General features: G+C 62.3%; 14 protein-coding genes and 1 pseudogene. 6 read left to right on the top strand and 9 right to left on the bottom strand.

Annotated elements, in window-relative coordinates; genetic code table 11:
• Positions 1 to 22: 22 nt before the first annotated feature.
• The 6 genes from EHF33_RS17950 to EHF33_RS17925 form a co-directional block, all read right to left on the bottom strand.
• Positions 23 to 2,446, bottom strand: coding sequence for a tetratricopeptide repeat protein (locus EHF33_RS17950; protein ID WP_124874742.1), 2,424 nt, complete (start codon positions 2,444 to 2,446; stop codon positions 23 to 25).
• 134 nt (positions 2,447 to 2,580) lie between these two features.
• Positions 2,581 to 4,317 carry an NAD-dependent malic enzyme gene (locus EHF33_RS17945; protein WP_124874740.1) on the bottom strand — a complete coding sequence of 579 codons (1,737 nt, stop codon included), beginning with the start codon at positions 4,315 to 4,317 and terminating at the stop codon, positions 2,581 to 2,583.
• 63 nt (positions 4,318 to 4,380) lie between these two features.
• Entirely contained in the window at positions 4,381 to 5,145 is a 765-nt protein-coding gene (gene allE, locus EHF33_RS17940; protein WP_124874738.1) for a (S)-ureidoglycine aminohydrolase, read from the bottom strand.
• A 169-nt stretch (positions 5,146 to 5,314) separates the two neighbouring features.
• Entirely contained in the window at positions 5,315 to 6,664 is a 1,350-nt protein-coding gene (locus EHF33_RS17935; protein WP_124874736.1) for an allantoinase, read from the bottom strand.
• A complete protein-coding gene (locus EHF33_RS17930; RefSeq protein WP_124874734.1) occupies positions 6,661 to 7,914 on the bottom strand; it encodes an allantoate amidohydrolase in 1,254 nt (417 codons plus the stop codon). The genes EHF33_RS17935 and EHF33_RS17930 overlap by 4 nt, the downstream gene beginning before the upstream one ends.
• Positions 7,911 to 9,350: an aldolase/citrate lyase/malate synthase family protein gene (locus EHF33_RS17925; protein WP_124874732.1), complete on the bottom strand. Its 1,440-nt coding sequence runs from the start codon at positions 9,348 to 9,350 to the stop codon at positions 7,911 to 7,913. The genes EHF33_RS17930 and EHF33_RS17925 overlap by 4 nt, the downstream gene beginning before the upstream one ends.
• A 212-nt stretch (positions 9,351 to 9,562) precedes the next feature.
• On the opposite strand from EHF33_RS17925, the gene gcl reads away from it, so the two are divergent.
• From gcl to EHF33_RS17895, 6 genes and pseudogenes are all read left to right on the top strand, one after another.
• Positions 9,563 to 11,338 (top strand): glyoxylate carboligase, encoded by a 1,776-nt coding sequence (gcl, locus tag EHF33_RS17920; protein WP_124874730.1) that lies wholly within the window; start codon positions 9,563 to 9,565, stop codon positions 11,336 to 11,338.
• A gap of 116 nt (positions 11,339 to 11,454) precedes the next feature.
• Positions 11,455 to 12,243 carry a 2-oxo-tetronate isomerase gene (gene otnI, locus EHF33_RS17915; RefSeq protein ID WP_124874728.1) on the top strand — a complete coding sequence of 263 codons (789 nt, stop codon included), beginning with the start codon at positions 11,455 to 11,457 and terminating at the stop codon, positions 12,241 to 12,243.
• Positions 12,244 to 12,271: 28 nt separating this feature from the next.
• Positions 12,272 to 13,168: pseudogene (locus tag EHF33_RS17910) on the top strand (2-hydroxy-3-oxopropionate reductase); the annotation flags it as partial.
• A gap of 178 nt (positions 13,169 to 13,346) precedes the next feature.
• Positions 13,347 to 14,633 carry a glycerate kinase type-2 family protein gene (locus EHF33_RS17905; protein ID WP_124874724.1) on the top strand — a complete coding sequence of 429 codons (1,287 nt, stop codon included), beginning with the start codon at positions 13,347 to 13,349 and terminating at the stop codon, positions 14,631 to 14,633.
• A gap of 151 nt (positions 14,634 to 14,784) precedes the next feature.
• On the top strand, positions 14,785 to 16,368 hold the full coding sequence (aceB, locus tag EHF33_RS17900; RefSeq protein ID WP_124874722.1) for a malate synthase A: 1,584 nt from the start codon (positions 14,785 to 14,787) through the stop codon (positions 16,366 to 16,368).
• 14 nt (positions 16,369 to 16,382) lie between these two features.
• A complete protein-coding gene (locus EHF33_RS17895; RefSeq protein ID WP_241191402.1) occupies positions 16,383 to 17,192 on the top strand; it encodes an IclR family transcriptional regulator in 810 nt (269 codons plus the stop codon).
• Here the strand turns inward: EHF33_RS17895 and EHF33_RS17890 are convergent.
• The 3 genes from EHF33_RS17890 to EHF33_RS17880 all read right to left on the bottom strand — a co-directional run bounded on the left by EHF33_RS17890 (position 17,189) and on the right by EHF33_RS17880 (position 19,440).
• Positions 17,189 to 17,599: a cytidine/deoxycytidylate deaminase family protein gene (locus EHF33_RS17890; protein WP_124874718.1), complete on the bottom strand. Its 411-nt coding sequence runs from the start codon at positions 17,597 to 17,599 to the stop codon at positions 17,189 to 17,191. The genes EHF33_RS17895 and EHF33_RS17890 overlap by 4 nt on opposite strands.
• Positions 17,581 to 18,840 carry a Zn-dependent hydrolase gene (locus EHF33_RS17885; protein WP_124874716.1) on the bottom strand — a complete coding sequence of 420 codons (1,260 nt, stop codon included), beginning with the start codon at positions 18,838 to 18,840 and terminating at the stop codon, positions 17,581 to 17,583. The genes EHF33_RS17890 and EHF33_RS17885 overlap by 19 nt, the downstream gene beginning before the upstream one ends.
• Positions 18,841 to 18,906: 66 nt before the next feature.
• The gene (locus tag EHF33_RS17880) at positions 18,907 to 19,440 is read right to left on the bottom strand and encodes a DUF3060 domain-containing protein (protein ID WP_124874714.1); all 534 of its coding nucleotides are present in this window, start codon (positions 19,438 to 19,440) and stop codon (positions 18,907 to 18,909) included.
• Position 19,441 lies beyond the last annotated feature (1 nt).

Raw genomic sequence — 19,441 nt, 5'->3', positions numbered from 1 at the left:
GTTCCTCCTGTGGGTCAGCTTGTCAAATGCCCCCTGAACGGGCCATGAACGTCAGGCGCTGACTTTCAAAGTAAGCGATCAAATCATCTTGTCCAGTGCCGAGAAGCAGTTCAATGGCTTCTTCAATCAGCGGCAGACTTTCCTTCAATTCGCCGAGATTGCCCAGCACCATAGCAAGCGTTTGAATTTCTCCGGTCAGGCGGGCGTGGGTTATGGCGGTTTGATAAGCCTGCTCAGCGGCGTCAAGTCTGCCCAGTTGCTGCTCCACTGTTCCCACATTGTTCCAGGCCAGCGCCGCCGTAGCCGCTTGCTGCCTGGTTTGTGCGAGTTGCGCTGCTTGCCGGTAAAAATCTAGGGCCTGCTCTGGCGAGTTTTGCCGTTCTAAGAGCCAACCGATATTGTTGAGGATGAGGGCGTTTGGATGCTTTGCCGAGAGCATTCTGATTTCTGTCATCGTCGCAGTGAGGTCGTCAGCGAGTTCGGTCATGGCGACGGCCTGCTGACAAAGCAATTTGAGATAGCTTAAGTCGTCTCCCAGCAGCCGGAACAAGCCACATGCCCGCGAGAACGCCGCTTTGGCCTGCGGATACTCTTGAGCCGATAGCGCCAATGCCCCCAGCACCATATGGCCCCGTGCGCGGGCCGTCAGGTCGCCAGATAACGCCGTTTGCGCGGCGTGACGGGCTTCTTCTGTGCGTCCAGTCCGCCACAGCGCCAAACTTCTCACCGCCTGAACTTCCGGCGTCAGCGGCAAGGCGTCCAGCCGCTTGAGGGCTTCTGGCCCGCGTCCCAGTGCGTCGAGGGCGCGGGCGTGCAGCAGCCACGTTTCGGGCGTGCGGGCGTGGGCAGCCAGAAGCCGCTCGGCCTCGCTTTCTTGTTCGGTATCTAGCAGGGCCGCCGCGCTGGCCGAAAGCGCCGCTTGAAAGCCCGGCAACTCGCTGGAACCTGTCAGCGTCTGCGCCCGCAAATACAGCGGCAGGGCGTCGGCGGGCGGTAACTGGGGTGCGAGCAGCATCAGCACCTCGGCTTCCAGACTGGGTTGAGACTTCAGCCAGTTCAGCACCGTTGGGCGGGCCGCTACCCCAGTCCCGTACGGCGCACCACCTTGCCACAGCCCGGCCAAACCGAGGGTTTCTTGAATGTGGGCCAGCATCTCGGGATCAAGTTGCAGGGCGCGGCGGGTGACCTGCGGGTCAGGCTGGTCTTGCAGTGCGAGGCAGGCCAGCACCTGCCGCACCTGCGGCGATAGCGGCGACAGCAGGGTGGCAAGTGCGTCGGTTAGGGTCTGCCCATGTTGGGGAGCGGCCAGCAGCGCCGGAATACCGCCAGTGTGCCGAGCGTCCTCGGCGCTGAGACTCTCCAGCGGTAAGGGGCGCAGCAGCAACTCGCTCAGGCCGCTGCCGCTGCCGAGTGCCGAGCGCTCACGGCTGCTCAGAATCAGTGGCCCAGCGGCCCGCGACTGGGCCAGGCGCAGCAGCACCCGCCGCGAATCGGCATCGGCGGCTTCCCAGTCGTCCAGCACCAGCCCCGCCGAGAAGAGGCTGTCCGGGCCCGCGCTCAGCAGGCGCAGCCACCCCTCATCGGTGGTGGGCGCAGCCCTCACCTGCTTGCCCAGCAGCGGCAGCAGGGTTTGGTAGGGCCGCCCAGACTGTCCCACCAACAAGGCCGCGCCTGATCTCGCCGCCGCCTTTTGAAGCAGCGCCGATTTGCCCAGACCGCGAAAACCGCGCACCCACAGCGCTTCTCCGGCAGTCAGCTCCATCAGGCGGGCCAGCTCGCTCGCTCGGCCCAGCAGGGCGGCCCCGTTCCCGCCCTGTGGTTCACGCAGGTGCAGGCCGAGTTCCTGCGCTTCGTGGGCGGCGGCCGCCGCCGCCGGATGCCCCCCCGCACTCAGCAGGCCATGAACTTCGCGCAACTGGGACGCGGTCAGGGGAGCCGCGCCGGTGAGCGAGTAGGCCGCCGCCGCCGTCTGAGCGGCTTCTCCCGCATCATTGGGAGCCTGAGCCCTTGCCCGCCCCAGCAGCGCTTGTCGGTATTCGCCCGCCAGTTGCTCGCGGGTGGTCATCACCCACTCTTCAAGCTCCTCGGCCAAGTCCGCGAAACTGAGGTCAGCCAAAAACGGCCCTTGATACAGCGCTTGGGCGGCGCTGAAGTCTTGGGCCGTCAAAGCCGCCAAAAAGAGCGCAACATCACTCTCCAGCTCGGTTCGGATTTGGGTTTCTGAGGCTTCAATCAAGTCCGGCGCAGCTTTGCGCAGTTGCGCGACCGCCACCGACAAGCTGTTGAGCGGATTGGCAGCGGCGGGCCAGAAAAGCTGTGCGACGCTGCGGCGCGGCTGAACACCCTTCAAACTGAGATACACCAGCAGCAGCAGCGGCTTTTCGCGGCCAAACTTCAAGCCCACCAAGTCCAGATGGCCCAGCGTTTGAAGGTGGTGGCTTGGCATACCTGCAAGTATAGGCTGCTGCACGCCATGTCAAACGGGTCGGAGGGCCTCGTTATCCTGCTCTGAGCTCTTCTGCGTCAACCCTCCAGCTTCGCTCAGTTGGATAGGGCCGAGTCGAGTGAGGGGTGGGCACTTTACCCCAATTTGAACGGGAGGTACTTCGGCACCCAGAACTTGCCGCGCACCCGCTCCAACAGCGCTTCGTCGCTAAGGTCACGCACGCCGAATTCGGCGGCCACGCCGTCTTTAAGGGCCTGTTTAATTACGGCGGCGGCGACTTCTATGCTGGCGGCTGAGAGTTCGGAAACCGGCGGGTAAATCCGTTCCGGGTAGTGGCGCTCGGTGTAAGCAGCCAGTGCGTAGGCGGCTTCCAGCACCATTTCGTCGGTGATTTCGCGCACGCGGGCCAGAATGCAGCCGAAGCCCAGCCCCGGGAAAATGAAAGCGTTGTTGCCCTGCCCAACCGGATACGTCTGTCCATTCAGCTCCACCGGATCAAACGGGCTGCCGGTGGCGACAATCGCCGCGCCGTCCGTCCAGTTGAGCACGTCACTCGGCAGCGCTTCGCAGTTGGCGGTGGGGTTGGAAAGCGGGAAGACCAGCGGGCGTGGGGTGTTGGCGAGTGTTGCTTTAACCACTTCTTCGCTGAAGGTTCCGGCGATGCCCGACAGCCCGATCAGCACGGTTGCGCCCGCACCCTTCACGGTGGCGAGCAGATCGGGCGCTTTGCCCTCGTACTCGAAGCCCAGCGTGGCCGGGTCGTGGGCGTAAGCGCGTTTGTACTCGTCGAGCTTGCGGTCAGACAGCAGCAGGCCGCCGGAATCCAGCACGAACAAGCGGGCGCGGGCCTCGGCGTCGCTCAAGCCGTCGCGGATCAGGCCGCGCCGCAGAGCGTCGGTCACGCCGATGCCGCCCGCTCCCGCACCGCTCAGCACGATTTTTTGGTCGCGCAACCGCTCGCCCTTGATTCGGCAGGCGTTCAGCACGCCGCTGAGCACCACTGCGCCGGTGCCCTGAATATCGTCGTTGAAGCTCGGCACCACTTTGCGGTAGCGCTCCAGTACGGTGAACGCCGCGTCACGCGAGAAATCCTCCCACTGGATGATGGCTTTGGGATACCTTTCCAAAGTGGCTTCCACGAAGCGGTCGACAAAGCGCAGGTACTCCTCGCCGGTCAGCCGCTTGTGTTTGACGCCGAGGTAGGAGGGATCGTCGATCAAATCTTGGCGGCCGGTGCCCACGTCCAGCTCGACGGGTAAGGTCTTGTCGGGGCCGACGCCGCCCGCGACGGTGTAAAGGCTGAGCTTGCCGATTGAAATGGCCATGCCGCCAAAACCCTGATCGCCGATGCCCAAAATGGCACTCGAATCGGTGGCGACAATGATCCGCACGTCGTTGAGCGGCACATTGGCCAGCGCCTGCTCGGCCCGCTCGATGTTGAGGGTGCTGAGGGTCAGGCCACGCGGGACCCGGTAAATCTGGCTGAACTTCTGCACGGCGAGGCCCACAGTCGGCGTGTAGACAATCGGCAGCATTTCTTCCACGTGCCTGGAGAGCAGTGCGTAAAACAGCACTTCGTTGCGGTCTTGCACTCCGCGCAAAAAGACGTGCTTTTCCAGCGGGTCTTGCAACTTGGTGTAATCGGCGTAGAGGCGCGTCACCAGGTCGTCGAGCGAGTCTACCTGCGGCGCGAGGAGGCCGTCCAAGCCCAGCGTCTGGCGCTCCTCACTGGTAAAGGCGGTGCCCTTGTTGAGCAGCGGAATGCGGGTCAGATCAAAGCCGAGCACCAGCGGATGCAGGTAGCGGTGGCCCGCTTCGTCGCGTCGCACGTCGTAGTGGGTGGTCAGGGGAGTGTTGAGATTGTGGGTCATGTGGCTCCTTTGGTGGGTTGCGGGAAGCGGAGGAAGGTGAATGAACAAGGGCCAGCAGGTTTCTCAGAGCCCGTTTCCCACCATCGCCAGCGGATGCCGGTTCATGTCTTTGTAGAGCAGGTACTTGCTCCAGTCGCGCCCCAGCGCTCCGTACCACTGTGGGCAGTGCGCGGCCATCCAGATCACGTCTCCCGTCTTGACCGGATAGTAAGCGTCTTGCAGCTTGTAGAGGCCCTCGCCTTCCAGCATCAGCAGGCCGTGTTCCATGTAATGCACTTCGGTATACGGCAGTGTCGCGCCCGGCGCAAAGCTCATGGTGGAGATCATGAAATCGTGCTTGGCCTCGTCGGGCAGCAGCTTGCGGGCGATCAAATGGTCGTTGCCTTCAAATTCAAAACCGGCATTCTCGCGCTCGTTACCCCAGAAGATTTCGGGCGCGTCCACGCCTGCGGCGGCTTCATACGGTTTTTCAAACACGGCGAGGCGGGCAGCGGTTTTGGCGGTCAGGGTGTGCTCCAGGCCCGCCGGAAGATAGACGTAATCGTATTCCTTGAGGCTGCGGGTTTCACCGTTCGTCTTTACCTCCACCTCACCTTCCAGCACAAAGGCAAAGCGCTGATAACCGAGGCTGGACTGCGTGGCCGCCGCGCCTGCGGGCATCTCGGCGCTGAACTGCACGAAGCGTGAGCCTTGCCCGATGACGGGCGCGATATGCAGCACGATGGCGCTGCCGGGCCACTCGCTCAGGCCGGTGCGAACGTGCGTTTCGGGCGTAATGACGGCGTGCGAGGGTTGCAGGGCGCTGCGGGTTTGACCGAGGTGTTTCATGTGGCTCCTTTAGAGAGGTGGGGAAGGGCAAGTTCGCTCCGCTCACCACCCCCTCTGTCCCTGCGGGACATCTCCCCCCTGAAGAGGGAGAGGAAAGATTAGGGGCCTCTTAGCTCCTCCCCCTTAAGGTGGGAGGCTGGGAGGGGGTGGTGAGCGCTAGCGATTGCCCTTAATTCTTAGGCGTTGGCCGCAGCAACTGCCCGCGCACCGAGTCGTCAAACTGGCCTTGCTCGTAGACTTTGCGGCCCCGCGAGTAGGTGGCCTGCACGACGCCCTTAAACTTCGCGCCGAGGTAGGGGTTTTGTTTCCAGCGGTCATACAGCTCCGTCAGCTCAAACTCACGGCTGAGGTCGACGAGGGCAAAATCAGCGTCCAGGCCGACTTCCAACGCGCCTTTCTGGGCGATGTCAAAACGGCGGGCCGGATGGAGAGCGCTCAGCGATGCCACCGCTTCCAGGGGCAAGCCGCGCCCAAAGTGGCCACCCGTCAGCAGCACATTCAACGTGCTCTGAGCGCCGCTGATGCCGCCCCACAGCGCGAAAAAGTTCTCGCTGGTCTTGCGGTCAGGCGGGGCAGGCGAGTGGTCGGAGCCGACGATGTCGATGTGTCCGGCCAATAGTTCTTCCCACAAGTTGCGCTGCACTTCTTGACTTCTGAGCGGCGGCGCACATTTGAGCAGCGCTCCCATTTTCTCCACGTCCTCGTCAGTGAAGTGCAGGTAATGCGGGCAGGTTTCGATGCTGACGTCCACTCCCCGCTGCTTGGCCTCGTAAGCCATCGCCACCGCCGCGCCGCTCGACAGGTGAACGAGGTGCAGTTTGGCCCCCAGCTCGCCCGCGTACAGGAGCGCCCGCTGCACCGCTTCCAGCTCGGCCACCACTGGGCGGGTGCCGAGGTAATCGCGGGCCGTATGACCGCCGCCCAAACGCGCCTGCTCGGTGAAGTGGCGGGTCAGGTTGTCGCTTTCGGCGTGGGTGGCCAGCACCAAATTCAGCCGCGCCGCCGTCTTCAGACCCTCATACAGCGCCGTGTCGTCCACTGCCGGAAACTCGTCCAGGCCACTGTGTGACATGAAGGCCTTGAAGCCGATCACGCCGCAGTCGGCCAGCTCGTCCATTCGGTCTAGGTTTTGCGGCGTGAGGCCGCCCCACAAACCGAAGTCGATCAGCGAGTTTTGCTCGCCGTGTTCGCGCTTGGCTTCAAAAGTGGCTTTGTCCAGCACGGGGGGGGAGGAGTTGAGCGGCATGTCAAAAAAGCTGGTCGCGCCGCCTGCGGCCAAGGCCCGCGTCCCCGTTTCAAAGCCTTCCCAGTGGGTGCGGCCCGGCTCGTTGAGATGCACGTGGGCGTCCAGCACGCCGGGGAAGATGTGGAGGCCGGAAGCATTCAGCGTTTGGGCTGAGTCGCTGGAAATCTCCTCGGCAATTTCTACGATCTGACCCCCGGACACCGCCAGATCTGCCTTGAGCGGGCCATTCTGCGTAACCAGCGTGCCGCCGCGAACGATCAGATCAAAATTCATACGTTTTGCTCCGCCAGCAGGTGCAGGAAGCGGACGCTGACGCGCAGGGCGTCGGTCACGTCTTCGGGCAAAACCATCTCGTCAGGGTGGTGTGAGAGAGCGTTGGGTGAGCGCACGAACAGCATCGCCGACGGCATGTGCGCGGCCATGATCATGGCGTCGTGGCCCGCGCCGCTGACCAGCTCGGGGTGCGGCAGCTCCTCGGCTTCGGCGGCGCGGTGCAGCAAGGCCTTGAAATCGCCTGACATCGGTGTGGCTTTTTCCTCCATCTTGGGCGTGACAGTGACGGTGACGCCGCGCTCTGCCGAAGCGGCCTCAGCCGTCTCCAGCAACGCTTTGAGGGCTCCCAGGCGTACCTCGTCGCGGGCGTGGCGGATGTCCAGCGTGCAGTTGGCCTCGCCGGGAATCACATTCATGGCTCCGGGCAGCGCCTGCATTACGCCGACGGTGGCGACCAATCCGGGAGTGGCGCGGGCCAGATCCTCGGCAGCCACGGCAAAGCGGGCGGCGGCGGCCAGCGCGTCGCGGCGCAGATTCATGGGGGTGGTTCCGGCGTGTGAGGCTTGCCCCACGAAGTTGAGCATCAAGCGGTTCTGGCCCGCGATGCCGTCCACCACACCCAGTGACGCACCCTGATCTTGCAAGACTGGCCCCTGCTCGGCGTGAATTTCAAAGTAGCCCAGCGCCTTGCCCTTATACTGGGCCTCGGCCATTTCTTCCACGTTGAGGCCGTACTCGGTGATGGCGTCGCGCACGCTCTGGCCCGCTGCGTCGCACAGCTCCAGCATGTCGTCTACGGTGCCGACCAGCGCCCGGCTGCCGATGAAGGGAACGCCGTAGCGCACCCCCTCTTCCTCCGAAAAGCCCACCACTTCCACGGCGTAGGGGAGAGCCTCACCCTTGACCGCTTCCAGCATGGCGTACCCCATCACCACGCCCAAAATCCCGTCGTAAGCGCCCGCGTTCGGCACGGTGTCTAGGTGAGAGCCGAGATACAGCGTCCGTGCGTCCGGTGTTGCCCCAGCCAGCCGTGAACGCAGATTCCCGGCGGCGTCCTCGTAGGTGGTCATGCCCAGTTCGTCGGCCCAGTGGGTCAGGTACTCATGCACTTGATGGGTGGTGGGACACAGAAAGGGGCGGTTGGTTTCGCCTTCGACTTCGGTGTAGCAGGCCAGCGCGGCGCAGGCGTCCATGATTTTGGTGGTCAGCGTTTGCCATCTGGTATCGGTCAGCGGAGCGTCGGCGGTCATACAGGCATCTCCTGAGTGGGAAGTGGCTCCCGAGCAGCGAGCTGCTGAGCAAAGCGCGGAAAATAAGCCGGGCACGTTTCAGCCAGCACCAGAGCGTCGAGCAACTGGGCTTCGGGCGTGTCGTCGGCCTTTAAGGCGCGGCGCTCGGCTCGGTAGCGGTCAGGGGTCAAGAATGCATCACTGCTCAATTGTGCAGTGCAGCTCACCCATTGCCACACCTGAGCGCGGGCGAGTTCGGCGGTGGCGGTGTCTTCGATGCGTCCGTTTCTGACCACCACGCCTTGTCCGGCGTACCACGCTTCAAATACGTCCAGCGCCAGGCCGATGGTGTCTTGCAGCACGCCCAGCGGCAACGGCTGAGGCGCGGGCAGGTCGAGCAGGCGCTTCAAGGTGCGCTCCACAGGCTCGGCGGACAGGGGCGTGGGCGCTTCACCGTCAAACCCGGCCCGCACGTCGCCCAAGAGCATCGGCAGTCCGGCCCACGCCGCCGTGAAACCCTGCTGAGCTTCGCGGCGCTTGTCGGCCCGCACCGCGTCCAGAGCGGGTTGCGGATTGGCCGAATCGGGGGCCACCGCCGCGCTGCCGCCAATCGCCTGTGCGCCGCGCCGCTGGGCCACCCGTACCAGCGCTTCGGCGTAGGCCCGCATGGCGTCCACGTCCATCGTCAGCTCGCTGCGGGGCGGCACGGCTCCCCGACTGCCGCCCACCGATTTGATCAGGCTGAAGACGTAATCCCAGCGCCCGGCATTCAACCCGAACGCCCGACCTCTCAGGGCATACAGCAGCGCGTCGGCGTGTTGAACGGCCAGAAAGGTTTCAATCTGGATGCAAACTTTGATGGTATTCGGCGCTAAGCCCAGCTCGCGTTCAGCCAGATTCAGTGCGTCGTCCCAGAGCTGCGCCTCGCTGACGGTTTCCAACTTGGGAATGTAGATGTGAATGGGCTTTTCAGGCCGCGCCGCCAGAATGACCGCCAGATCGGTGAAGGCGGCGATAGCGGGGCCACCAAAATCGAGGTGCTGTTCCACGGCATAAAAGGCGCGGGGCCGGGCCAGCAGGGGTTTGCTGGAGGCGGCGGCGCGGGGCAGTGCGTCGTAAGCAGCCTGTACATTCGCAAAGGTGGGCGTGAAGGTGTCGTCGAAGTCGATCACCAGTGCGTCGGCATCGGAACTCAGCGCGTTGTTGAGCGCGGCCAGGTCGGAGGCTTCCACGATCAGCTCGGCGCGGCGGCCTATCAGGTCAGCCGGAACGGGCACGGCCTGATACTCCGGCGTCGGCTGAGGAGGAGTGGACGCGCCCGGTAAGGCTTCCCAGCGCCCCCGAAAAGCAGTGTGAAGGGTCTGGGCCAGTCGCCGCGCCGCAGCCGCCAAGATGAGCGTTTGACCGGCCTGAGTGTCGGCGCTTTTAGAGGCGTTTTTTACGGTGGGCTGAGTCAAAATCTCTCCTTCATTGCTTAAAGGGTAACGCCAAAAGCAGCGCACTCGCTTAATTGCTTAGCCGTCTAGATATCTCCATCAAAGCATCTGGGGGCGGGACTGTCAAACTCAACCGGAACGGCGGTCAATTTCCGTAGAATGAAAAATGTCTTTCACCTGTTGACAAAATATACTTAGTCGTCTAAGCTTTTGTCAACAGGAGGCAAACAATCATGGCGAAGATGAGAGCGATTGAAGCGGCGGTGGAAGTGCTCAAGAAAGAAGGGGTGAATCTGGCGTTCGGGGTGCCGGGGGCGGCCATCAACCCGCTGTACGCGGCGATGAAGAAGCTGGGCGGCATCGACCATATTCTGGCCCGCCACGTGGAAGGTGCCTCGCACATGGCCGACGGCTACACCCGCGCCAAGTCGGGCAACATCGGCGTGTGTATCGGCACCTCCGGCCCCGCCGGAACCGACATGATCACTGGCCTCTACGCCGCCATCGCCGACTCGGTGCCGATTTTGTGCATCACCGGTCAAGCTCCCCGTGCCCGCCTCTACAAAGAGGACTTTCAAGCAGTGGACATCGAGAGCATCGCCAAGCCGGTGACCAAGTGGGCCGTGACCGTGCGCGAACCGGCGCTGGTGCCTCGCGTGTTTCAGCAGGCCTTTAACCTGATGCGCTCCGGCAGACCCGGCCCCGTTCACATTGATCTGCCGTTTGACGTACAGATGGCCGAGATCGAGTTCGACATTGACACCTATGAGCCTTTGCCTGCCTACAAGCCCACCGCCAGCCGCGCTCAAATTGAAAAGGCGCTGGAGATGCTGTTCGCCTCCAAGCGTCCCCTCCTAGTTGCGGGCGGCGGAGTCATCAACGCCGACGCCTCCGAAGACCTGGTGGCCTTTGCCGAGCTGACCGGCATCCCGGTGATTCCTACCCTGATGGGCTGGGGAAGTATTCCCGACGATCACCCCCTGATGGCGGGCATGGCCGGACTCCAGACCTCGCAGATGTACGGCAACGCCACGGTGCTGGCTTCCGATTTCGTGTACGGCATCGGCAACCGCTGGGCCAACCGCCACACCGGCAGCATCGAGAAGTACACCGAGGGCCGCAAGTTCGTTCACATCGACATCGAACCGACCCAGATTGGCCGCGTGTTCGGCCCGGATTACGGCGTCGTGTCTGATGCGGGCGCGGCCCTCAAGCTGATGGTCGAAATTGCCCGCGAGATGCGGCAGGACGGCAAGCTCCCTGACTACGGCGAGTGGGCCGAGCAGTGCCGCGAGCGCAAACGTACCATGCTCCGCAAAACGCACTACGACAATGTGCCGATCAAGCCGCAGCGCGTCTACGAGGAAATGCTCAAGTCGTTTGGCCGCGACACGGTGTATGTCAGCACCATTGGACTCTCGCAAATCGCCGCCGCGCAGTTCTTGCACGTGTATCAGCCGCGCCAGTGGATCAACGCCGGACAGGCTGGCCCGCTCGGCTGGACGATGCCCGCTGCGCTGGGTGTGGTCGCCGCCGACCGCAGCAAGAACGTGGTGGCCCTCAGCGGCGATTACGATTTCCAGTTCATGATCGAAGAATTGGCCGTCGGCGCACAGTTCAAGTTGCCTTACATTCACGTGCTGGTCAACAACAGTTACCTCGGCCTGATTCGCCAGTCGCAGCGCGGCTTTGACATGGACTATCAGGTGCAACTGGCCTTTGACAACATTAACGCCCCCGAGCTGAACGGTTACGGCGTGGATCACGTGGCGGTGGCGCAGGGCTTAGGCTGCCGCGCTATCCGCGTGACCGAGCCTGACAAAATCAAAGACGCTCTGGAAGAAGCCAAAGGGCTGGCCCGCGAGTTCCAGGTGCCAGTCTTGGTGGAAGTCATTTTGGAGCGCGTCACCAACATCAGCATGGGCACCGAGCTGGACAATGTGGTGGAGTTTGAAGAGCTGGCCGATCAGCGGGAAGACGCACCAACGGCGATTGCGATGCTGGACTGAGATTTTATTCGCTGGCGCTCACTCACCCTCTTGAGCGGCAAGGCTGGGAGGGGTGAAGTGAGCGAGGCGATTGCCCCTAATCTCTCTTCCCACAGCCCTTCTTCAAAGGAGCCACCATGCCCAAGTACGCCGCCAACATCACCATGCTTTTTCAAGAACACGACTTCCTAGACCGCTTCGATGCGGCGGGCAAGGCTGGATTCCAGTTCATTGAATACATGTTTCCGTACCCCTACGACGCCGTTGAGCTCCGCGCCAAGCTGGATCAGAACAACCAGACTCAGGCGCTGTTCAATCTCCCCGCTGGCGACTGGGCGGGCGGCGACCGGGGCATTGCCGTGCAGCCGAGCCGCCAGGACGAGTTCCGTGAAGGCGTTGGCAAGGCTATTGATTACGCCGCAGTGCTTTACAAAGGCGTTCAGGGGCCAAAACTGGTCAATGTATTGGTTGGCAAAGCGGAGAGTGACGAAGCCACCACCCGCAAAACCATTATTGGCAACTTGCAATATGCTGCCGACAAATTGGCAGACGCGGGCCTGACCCTCATCGTGGAGCCGCTCAACCCTTACGACGTGCCCGGTTTTTACCTGTACGGCACTCAGAACACCCTCGACCTGATTGAGGAAGTCGGGCGCGAGAATGTCAAATTGCAGTACGACTTTTACCACATGCAGCGTGTGGAAGGCCACCTGACCCAAACTGTGCGCGAGAACTTGGACAAGATTGCCCATATTCAGTTGGCCGACGTGCCTGGACGCCACCAACCCGGCACCGGCGAAATCAATTACCCGTTTTTGCTTGCTGAACTCGACCGCCTTGGTTATGGCGGCTACGTGGGCCTTGAATACATCCCCGAAGGCCGTACCGAAGACACTTTAGGCTGGCTCAAAGACTTGCAGAAGTAACTCAAACCTAGATCATCAGAAAGGAGTTTTTATGACGCAAGACAGCAAACCCAGCATTGGCTTCATCGGCTTGGGCATCATGGGCAAACCGATGGCTCTCAACTTGATCAAAGCGGGCTACAGCCTGACCGTCAACAACCGCACTCCCGAAGTGATGGACGAGCTGGTCAAACAAGGGGCCAAGGCTGCCCACAGCGCCAAGGAAGTCGCTCAGAACAGCGACATCATCATTACTATGCTCCCCGATTCGCCGCAGGTGGAAGAAGTCGCGCTGGGTGAAGGCGGCGTTACCGAAGGCATCAAAGCGGGTGCTCTGTTTATAGACATGAGCAGCATTTCGCCCACCACCTCGCGCAAGGTGGAGGAAGCCCTGAAAGCAAAAGGAGCCGACTCGCTGGACGCTCCGGTGTCGGGCGGGCAGGTCGGTGCGGAAGCCGCCACCCTCAGCATCATGGTGGGCGGCAGCGAAGAGGCCTTCACCCGTGCCAGGCCTGTGTTTGAAGCGCTCGGCAAGAACATCGTCTACATCGGCGGCGCGGGCGCGGGGCAGGTCACCAAGATTGCCAACCAGATCGTGGTGGGCCTGACCATCCAGGCCGTCTCTGAAGCCATGACCCTCGCCAAAAAAGCGGGCGTGGATGCGGGCAAAGTCCGTGAAGCCCTGCTCGGCGGATTCGCCCAGAGCCGCATTCTGGACTTGCACGGGCAGCGCATCTTAGATGGCAACTTCAAGCCGGGATTCCGCATCAATTTGCACCGCAAAGATCTGCGCCTGGCACTGGAAACGGGCCGTGAAGCGGGCGTGCCGCTTTTTGCCACCGGGCTGGCCGCCAACATCATGGACGCCATGATCGCGCAGGGCGACGGCGACCTGGATCACTCCAGCATGGCCAAGTTCTACGCCGAGATGAGCGGGATCGAGTGAGGCGCTGAGCTGCAAGCGAATAACAGAGGCGGGGGCTAAGGCTTCCGCTTTTCGGTGTCAATCAAAGAGTATTGAGCGAAGAAAAATCAGGTACTTAGCTCCCTCCCTCTTCAGGGGGGAGGGCTGGGGAGGGGGTGGTGAGCGAAGCGATTGCCCTTCCCCAAAGGAGTTCACTTCCATGCCCGATAGTCCCCGTGCCCTTCTGACCGCCACCTACCACGCTGCCCTTGAAGCCACTGGCGCGGGCAGGCTGGTGCGTGCCCATTTGCCTGCCCAACCCCCCGCCTTCATTATCGCTTTTGGTAAGGCCAGTTTGCCGATGCTGGACGCAGCTTTGAGCGTTCACCCTGACGCGCCTTTTTTGGTGGTGCCGCCTGACGGTTTAGAAGTCAGCCCAGCGGTGCAGGCGGCGGCGGATAGGGGACAGGGCCAGATCATCTTTGCCCGTCATCCGGTGCCCGACGAACGCAGCGTGAAAGGCGCGGAGCGGGCGCTCGAACAGATTGGCAAGCTCAACGAAGGCGACGAACTGCTGGTGCTGGTGTCCGGCGGTGGCAGCGCTCTTTTTTCTGCGCCTTGGGGCCTGACACTGGAAGAAAAACAGCAGCTCACCCGCGATTTGCTGGCCAGTGGAGCCGACATTCACGAACTCAACTCGGTTCGCAAACATGTTTCGCGTATTAAAGGCGGGCGGCTGGCGCAAGCGGCCCAAACTCGCGGCGCACATCTCACGGCGCTGCTGCTCTCCGACGTGATCGGTGACGATCCCAGCGCCATCGCCTCCGGCCCCACCGTGCCCGACCCCAGCAGTTTCGCTGACGCGCTGGCTGTGCTGAATCGCTACGGCGTGCAGCACGAGGCGGCGCGGGCGCATTTGCAGCGTGGCGTAAGTGGTGAGCTGGACGACACCCCCAAAACTCTAGATAACGTTCATACGCAAGTGATCGGCTCCAACCGCTTGCTGCTGGACGCGGCGGCCCAGTATTTGGAAAGTCAGGGCGTGCGGGCCGTCATTCTGGGTGACACCTTCGGCGGTGAAGCCAAAGAACTGGCCGCCGCTCACGCTGCCATTGTTCGTAGTGTGCAGGAGTTCGGCACGCCCGTCAGCGCTCCGGTGGCCCTGATTTCAGGCGGGGAAGCCACCGTGACCCTGCGCGGCAAAGGCATGGGCGGGCGCAACCACGAGTTTGCTCTGGCGCTGCTGCTGGAACTGGGTCAATCTTCAGATCGACAAGGCGTCTGGGCGCTCTCGGCAGGCTCAGACGGCGTGGACGGCTCCTCGCCAGCGGCGGGCGCATTCCTGACCCCCGACAGTTCAGCGCGGGTGCAACAACTGGGCCTCAACGGACACGAATCTCTGACCAACAACGATTCAGGCACCTTCTTCGCTGCGCTGGGCGACACGTTGCAGACCGGGCCGAGCGGGCATAACCTCAACGACTTGCGGATTATTTTGGTGGAGTAGGGCGGGGAAATTCAAAGTTGTGTCTGTCTGGGTAACACCCCAAAAATTTGCGGTAAGCTTAGACGGTAAATTACTGAGTGAAAATTGAACTTCAGCCAGTAAAAAATTCCCCGACCAGACCCTATTCTCACTTCCTTTGGAGGCACCCACCATGACCCAGCCCAATTCAGCTCAGCCTGCCCTGCCTAGCGGCCTCAAGCTCGCGGCGGCGCTCACCGAAGCGCACGCCAAAGTCTTGACACCCGCAGCGTTGGAATTCGTCGTGGAATTGCACCGCCGTTTCAACCCGCGCCGCCTCGAGTTGCTTTTGGCCCGCGAGGAGCGTCAGGCGCGGCTGGACGCGGGCGAGAAGCCGGACTTTTTGGCTGAAACCAAGAGTGTGCGGGAAGGCGACTGGAAAGTGGTGCCCCCCAAAGCCGACCTCACCGACCGCCGAGTAGAAATCACCGGCCCAGTTGACCGCAAAATGGTCATCAACGCGCTCAACTCCGGCGCGAAAGTCTTTATGGCCGATTTCGAGGACGCCTCCAGCCCCAGTTGGGACAATATGGTGATGGGCCAGCAGAACCTGGCCGACGCCGTGCGCCGCACCATCACCTTCGAGCAGGGCGCAAAAAGCTACCAGCTCAATGACCAGACCGCCACCCTGCTGGTTCGCCCACGCGGCTGGCATCTGCCGGAAAAACACGTCTCGGTGGACGGCGAAACCATGAGTGGCGGCCTGTTCGACTTCGGCCTGTACTTCTTCCACAACGCTAAAGAACTGCTCTCACACGGCAGCGGCCCTTACTTTTACCTACCCAAACTGGAATCGCACCTCGAAGCCCGCCTTTGGAACGACATCTTCAACTTTGCCGAAGATACCTTGGACGTGCCGCGCAGCAGTATCCGCGCCACCGTGCTGATCGAGACGATTCTGGCAACCTTTGAGATGGACGAAATCCTGTATGAGCTGCGCGACCACTCGGCGGGCCTTAACTGTGGGCGCTGGGATTACATTTTCAGCATCATCAAAAAGTTCCGCGAAGACCCCAATATGATTCTGCCCAACCGCGCCCAGGTGACGATGGAAGCCCACATGATGAGCAGTTACAGTCGCCTAGCGGTCAAGACTTGCCACAAGCGCGGGGCGCACGCCATTGGCGGCATGAGCGCCTTCATTCCGGTCAAGAATGACGAGGCCGCCAACACGCGGGCCTTCGAGCAAGTCCGCCGCGACAAAGAGCGCGAGGCCAGAAACGGCCACGACGGCACCTGGGTCGCGCATCCCGGCATGGTGGGGCTTGCCACCGAAGTCTTTGACGAATTGATGCCGACGCCCAACCAGATCGACTCTGGCAAGCAGATGGACTTTGAAGTGAGCGCCGCCGATTTGCTGCAAGTCCCAGTGGGCCAGATCAATGAGGACGGCCTGCGGATGAACATCAACGTGGCCTTGCAATATCTGCGGGCGTGGCTGAATGGTTCCGGCGCGGTGCCGATTCACAACCTGATGGAAGACGCCGCCACCGCTGAAATCTCGCGGGCACAAATCTGGCAGTGGCTCCGGCACGGCGCGAAGTTGGAAGGCGGCGAAACCGTCACCGACGAACTCGTCGAGCGCTTACTCAATGAAGAGTTGGACGCTCTGGGCCGCGAAGACCACGCCAAAGCTGCCGCGCTGTTTCACGAAGTGGCCACCCAGCGCCCCTTAGTAGATTTCCTGACCCTCAGCGGCTACCGCGAGCTGTCGTGATGGCCGTATGATCCATGATGAGTAAAGCCGACGAACCCCGCAAACGCCCAGGCCGAACGCGCAGCGCCGAGCCGGAAGCGGTGCGGACGCTGGAGCGCGGCTTGATCGTCCTGCGGGTGCTGGGAGAGCAAAGCGCCGCGACGCTCAGCGAAGTGGCCCGCTTTGCTGGGTTGTCGGCCAGCACCACCTACCGCCTGCTGCAAACCCTGCGTCAGCAAGGCTTTGCCCACGAGGAAGCCGGAATCTGGCAAGTCGGTATTCAGACCTTCGTGACGGGCCGCGCTTACGCCGAACTGGACGGTTTGGTGGCGGCGGCCAAGCGCCAGATGGAAAGCCTGGTCGCTGAAACCGGCGAAACCGTGAATCTGGCGGTGCTGCAAGCCCCCGACGTGATGTACGTGCATCAGGTGGAAGGGCGCGGCCTGATGCGGATGTTTACCCAGATTGGAGCGCGTTCGCCGCTGTACTGCACCGGAGCGGGCAAGGCGCTGCTGGCATGGCGCGACGAAAGCGATCTGGCGGATTTGGTCGGCGCGGGGCCATATCCGGCCTTCACCGAGCGCACCCTGACCAGCTTGGCGGCGTACCAAGCCGAACTCGCCGAAGTCCGTCAACTCGGCTACGCGCTCGACAACGAGGAGCGCGAGGACGGTGTACGCTGCGTGGCGGTGCCGATTTACGGTGCGGGCGGCACGGTTACGGCGGCCATGAGCTTATCGGCTCCGGCCTCGCGGCTTGGTGATGAGCGGGTGGGCGAACTGGCCGCCACCTTGCAGGCCGCAGCGCGGGAGATTGCCGTGCGGCTGGGGGGACAGCGAGCTTAGCCGCCCTGTTCGGCGTGCCAGTCGTAGGTGTAGGGCAGCAATTCACGGATGCTCAGCCGCCGCACCTGCTGACCGTCCGACACCAGTACAGCAATGCTGGGGTGATAGTCAAAAAGAATCTGTCTGCACCGTCCGCACGGAGCCAGCACGCCGCGCCCACGGTTGCCGGCGGCCACGATCAATTCCAGCGCTCCCGCCTGCTGAGCCGCCGCCACGGCCAAAGCGACTGGCTCGGCGCAGGGGCCGCCCGTGAAGTGATAGAGGTTGAGGCCTTCAAACAGCCGTCCGTTCATGTCGCGGGCCACGGCGACCACGGTGTGGTTTTCGTTTTCGGGTAAGGAGGCGATGAGGGCTTTGGCGTAGTCAATCAGGGTTTGGTCGGGGGCGCTTAGTGCTGCTGAATCCATGCAATTGCCTTATCCGTCAACCTATCCAGCGCTTCCACACTCAATTTGATGTGCTCTTCCTTGGTGTCTTCTATCTTGTTGTGGCTGATGCCGTACAAGCTCTGCACGAACAGCATCGCGGTCGGCACCCCAGCGCGGGCGACTTCCGCCGCGTCGTGGAGCGGGCCGCTGGGGAGGCGGTGACTGGTGGGCGTTACTTCCAGAATGGCGGCGTCGCAAGCTTCGATCAGCTCGGCATCAAAGGGAATCGGCTCGATATTCCACAGATGTCCGAACTCCACCGTGCAGCTGCCTTCCTCGGCAAACTTTTGAGCAGCGTCCTGAGCGCCTTGCCACATGGCGGCCAGATTGTCGGCGTCCAAGTTACGCTGATCTAAAGTGATCTCGCACTTTTCCACCACGCTGGTGACGATACCCGGCCAGGTTTTGACGCTGCCGATGGTGCACACCCCGCCGTGCCGCTCGGCAATAGTGTAAATCTCGGCGCTCAGCTTGCCCGCCGCCAGCAAGGCGTCTTTGCGGACATTCATCGGCGTGCTGCCGGAATGCGCCGCCTGTCCGTGAAAAGTAATGGTGTGGCGCTCCACTCCGAAGGTGCCCAGCACTGCACCCAGTGGCAAGTCCATGCCTTCCAAGACTGGCCCCTGCTCGATGTGGAGTTCCAAATAAGCGGCGGCGTTCTTGAGCTGCTCGCTGGCCTTGGGCGCGTCGGCCAGCAGCACGCCGACATTCATCAGGGCGTCGCCTAAACTCACGCCGTCCTTGTCATGCAGCTGCGCCGCTTCATGTACGTTGAGTTGCCCGCTGGCCGCGCTAGACCCGTAGAGGCTGCGGCCAAAGCGTGCGCCTTCCTCGTCGGCCCAGTCCACCAGCCGCACGGTGACAGGGGGTTTACCCCCATCAGCGCCGTACTGAGCACTCAGGCGGCGCAGTACTTCCAGGCCCGCCAGCACGTTGAGCGAGCCGTCCAGCCAACCGCCGTTGGGTACGCTGTCGAGGTGGCCGCCGATCAGCAGCTCTTTCTCAGACTCGCCCTTGAGGGTCGCCCACAAGTTTCCCGCCGGGTCGGTGATGACTTCCACCGGCAGTTCCAGCAACTTTTTCTTGAGAAAAGCGCGGGCCTCCATCCATTTGTTGGTAAAAGCCACCCGCTGAGCGCCGTTGTTATCGCCCGTGAGCGTTCGCAGGGCCTTGAGTTCGTCCACGGTGCGCTGAGGGTCAAGAGCTGAAGAATTGGACATAGAGCCTCCGATTTGGATGTGTAGCTGCTCTGAATTGATTGGAGCGTTATTTGGTTCTTACATCTCTCAAAGACGGGTGGCCGTTTTGGACGGCTTCTGTACGGGCTTAAGAGCGGGCTTCGGTTGGGTAGGAGCGGCCACTGGGCGGGCGGCGCTCAGCACGGTATTGCCGGTGCCCGACACCCGCAACAGTGGTTTCGCGCCGCTGAGGGCGGCTTTCCAAGTCACACGGTTGCTGCTGCCCTGAATGCTGATTTGGCCGACCCGCTCCACGCTGAGGACATTGCGGCTGCCGGTGATATTGACCGCCGCGCAGTTGCCCAAAATGGTGAGGCGTTGCCCACTGCCACGGAGGTTCAAATTGCCCCCGTTGCATCTGAGCGTGCGATTTGTTTGGGTGGGCTGCACCCGCCGAGTCTGCACGGGCGTAGATGAAATACTCAGGCCAGATTCACCGAGCCGGACGCTCACTGAGGGCTGTCCGGGCGCGGCTGGCGCGGACTCGAAGCGAATGCCGCTCGAATTGATATTCAGACTCTGGGCGCTGGCCTGTGCTCCCAGCAACCCGAAAAGGCAAGCCAATTTGAGAAACCTGTTCATG

The organism is Deinococcus psychrotolerans, from assembly GCF_003860465.1.
Taxonomy (GTDB): domain Bacteria; phylum Deinococcota; class Deinococci; order Deinococcales; family Deinococcaceae; genus Deinococcus; species Deinococcus psychrotolerans.
This window is presented reverse-complemented; position numbering and strand designations above follow the sequence as displayed.

What these genes read in the sequence shown, in the direction of transcription:
- EHF33_RS17950 (WP_124874742.1), bottom strand. Translation starts at nt 2,446, where the DNA reads ATGCCAAGCCACCACCTTCAAACGCTGGGCCATCTGGACTTGGTGGGC.
- EHF33_RS17945 (WP_124874740.1), bottom strand. Translation starts at nt 4,317, where the DNA reads ATGACCCACAATCTCAACACTCCCCTGACCACCCACTACGACGTGCGA.
- allE (WP_124874738.1), bottom strand. Translation starts at nt 5,145, where the DNA reads ATGAAACACCTCGGTCAAACCCGCAGCGCCCTGCAACCCTCGCACGCC.
- EHF33_RS17935 (WP_124874736.1), bottom strand. Translation starts at nt 6,664, where the DNA reads ATGAATTTTGATCTGATCGTTCGCGGCGGCACGCTGGTTACGCAGAAT.
- EHF33_RS17930 (WP_124874734.1), bottom strand. Translation starts at nt 7,914, where the DNA reads ATGACCGCCGACGCTCCGCTGACCGATACCAGATGGCAAACGCTGACC.
- gcl (WP_124874730.1), top strand. Translation starts at nt 9,563, where the DNA reads ATGGCGAAGATGAGAGCGATTGAAGCGGCGGTGGAAGTGCTCAAGAAA.
- otnI (WP_124874728.1), top strand. Translation starts at nt 11,455, where the DNA reads ATGCCCAAGTACGCCGCCAACATCACCATGCTTTTTCAAGAACACGAC.
- EHF33_RS17905 (WP_124874724.1), top strand. Translation starts at nt 13,347, where the DNA reads ATGCCCGATAGTCCCCGTGCCCTTCTGACCGCCACCTACCACGCTGCC.
- aceB (WP_124874722.1), top strand. Translation starts at nt 14,785, where the DNA reads ATGACCCAGCCCAATTCAGCTCAGCCTGCCCTGCCTAGCGGCCTCAAG.
- EHF33_RS17895 (WP_241191402.1), top strand. Translation starts at nt 16,383, where the DNA reads ATGATGAGTAAAGCCGACGAACCCCGCAAACGCCCAGGCCGAACGCGC.
- EHF33_RS17890 (WP_124874718.1), bottom strand. Translation starts at nt 17,599, where the DNA reads ATGGATTCAGCAGCACTAAGCGCCCCCGACCAAACCCTGATTGACTAC.
- EHF33_RS17885 (WP_124874716.1), bottom strand. Translation starts at nt 18,840, where the DNA reads ATGTCCAATTCTTCAGCTCTTGACCCTCAGCGCACCGTGGACGAACTC.
- EHF33_RS17880 (WP_124874714.1), bottom strand. Translation starts at nt 19,440, where the DNA reads ATGAACAGGTTTCTCAAATTGGCTTGCCTTTTCGGGTTGCTGGGAGCA.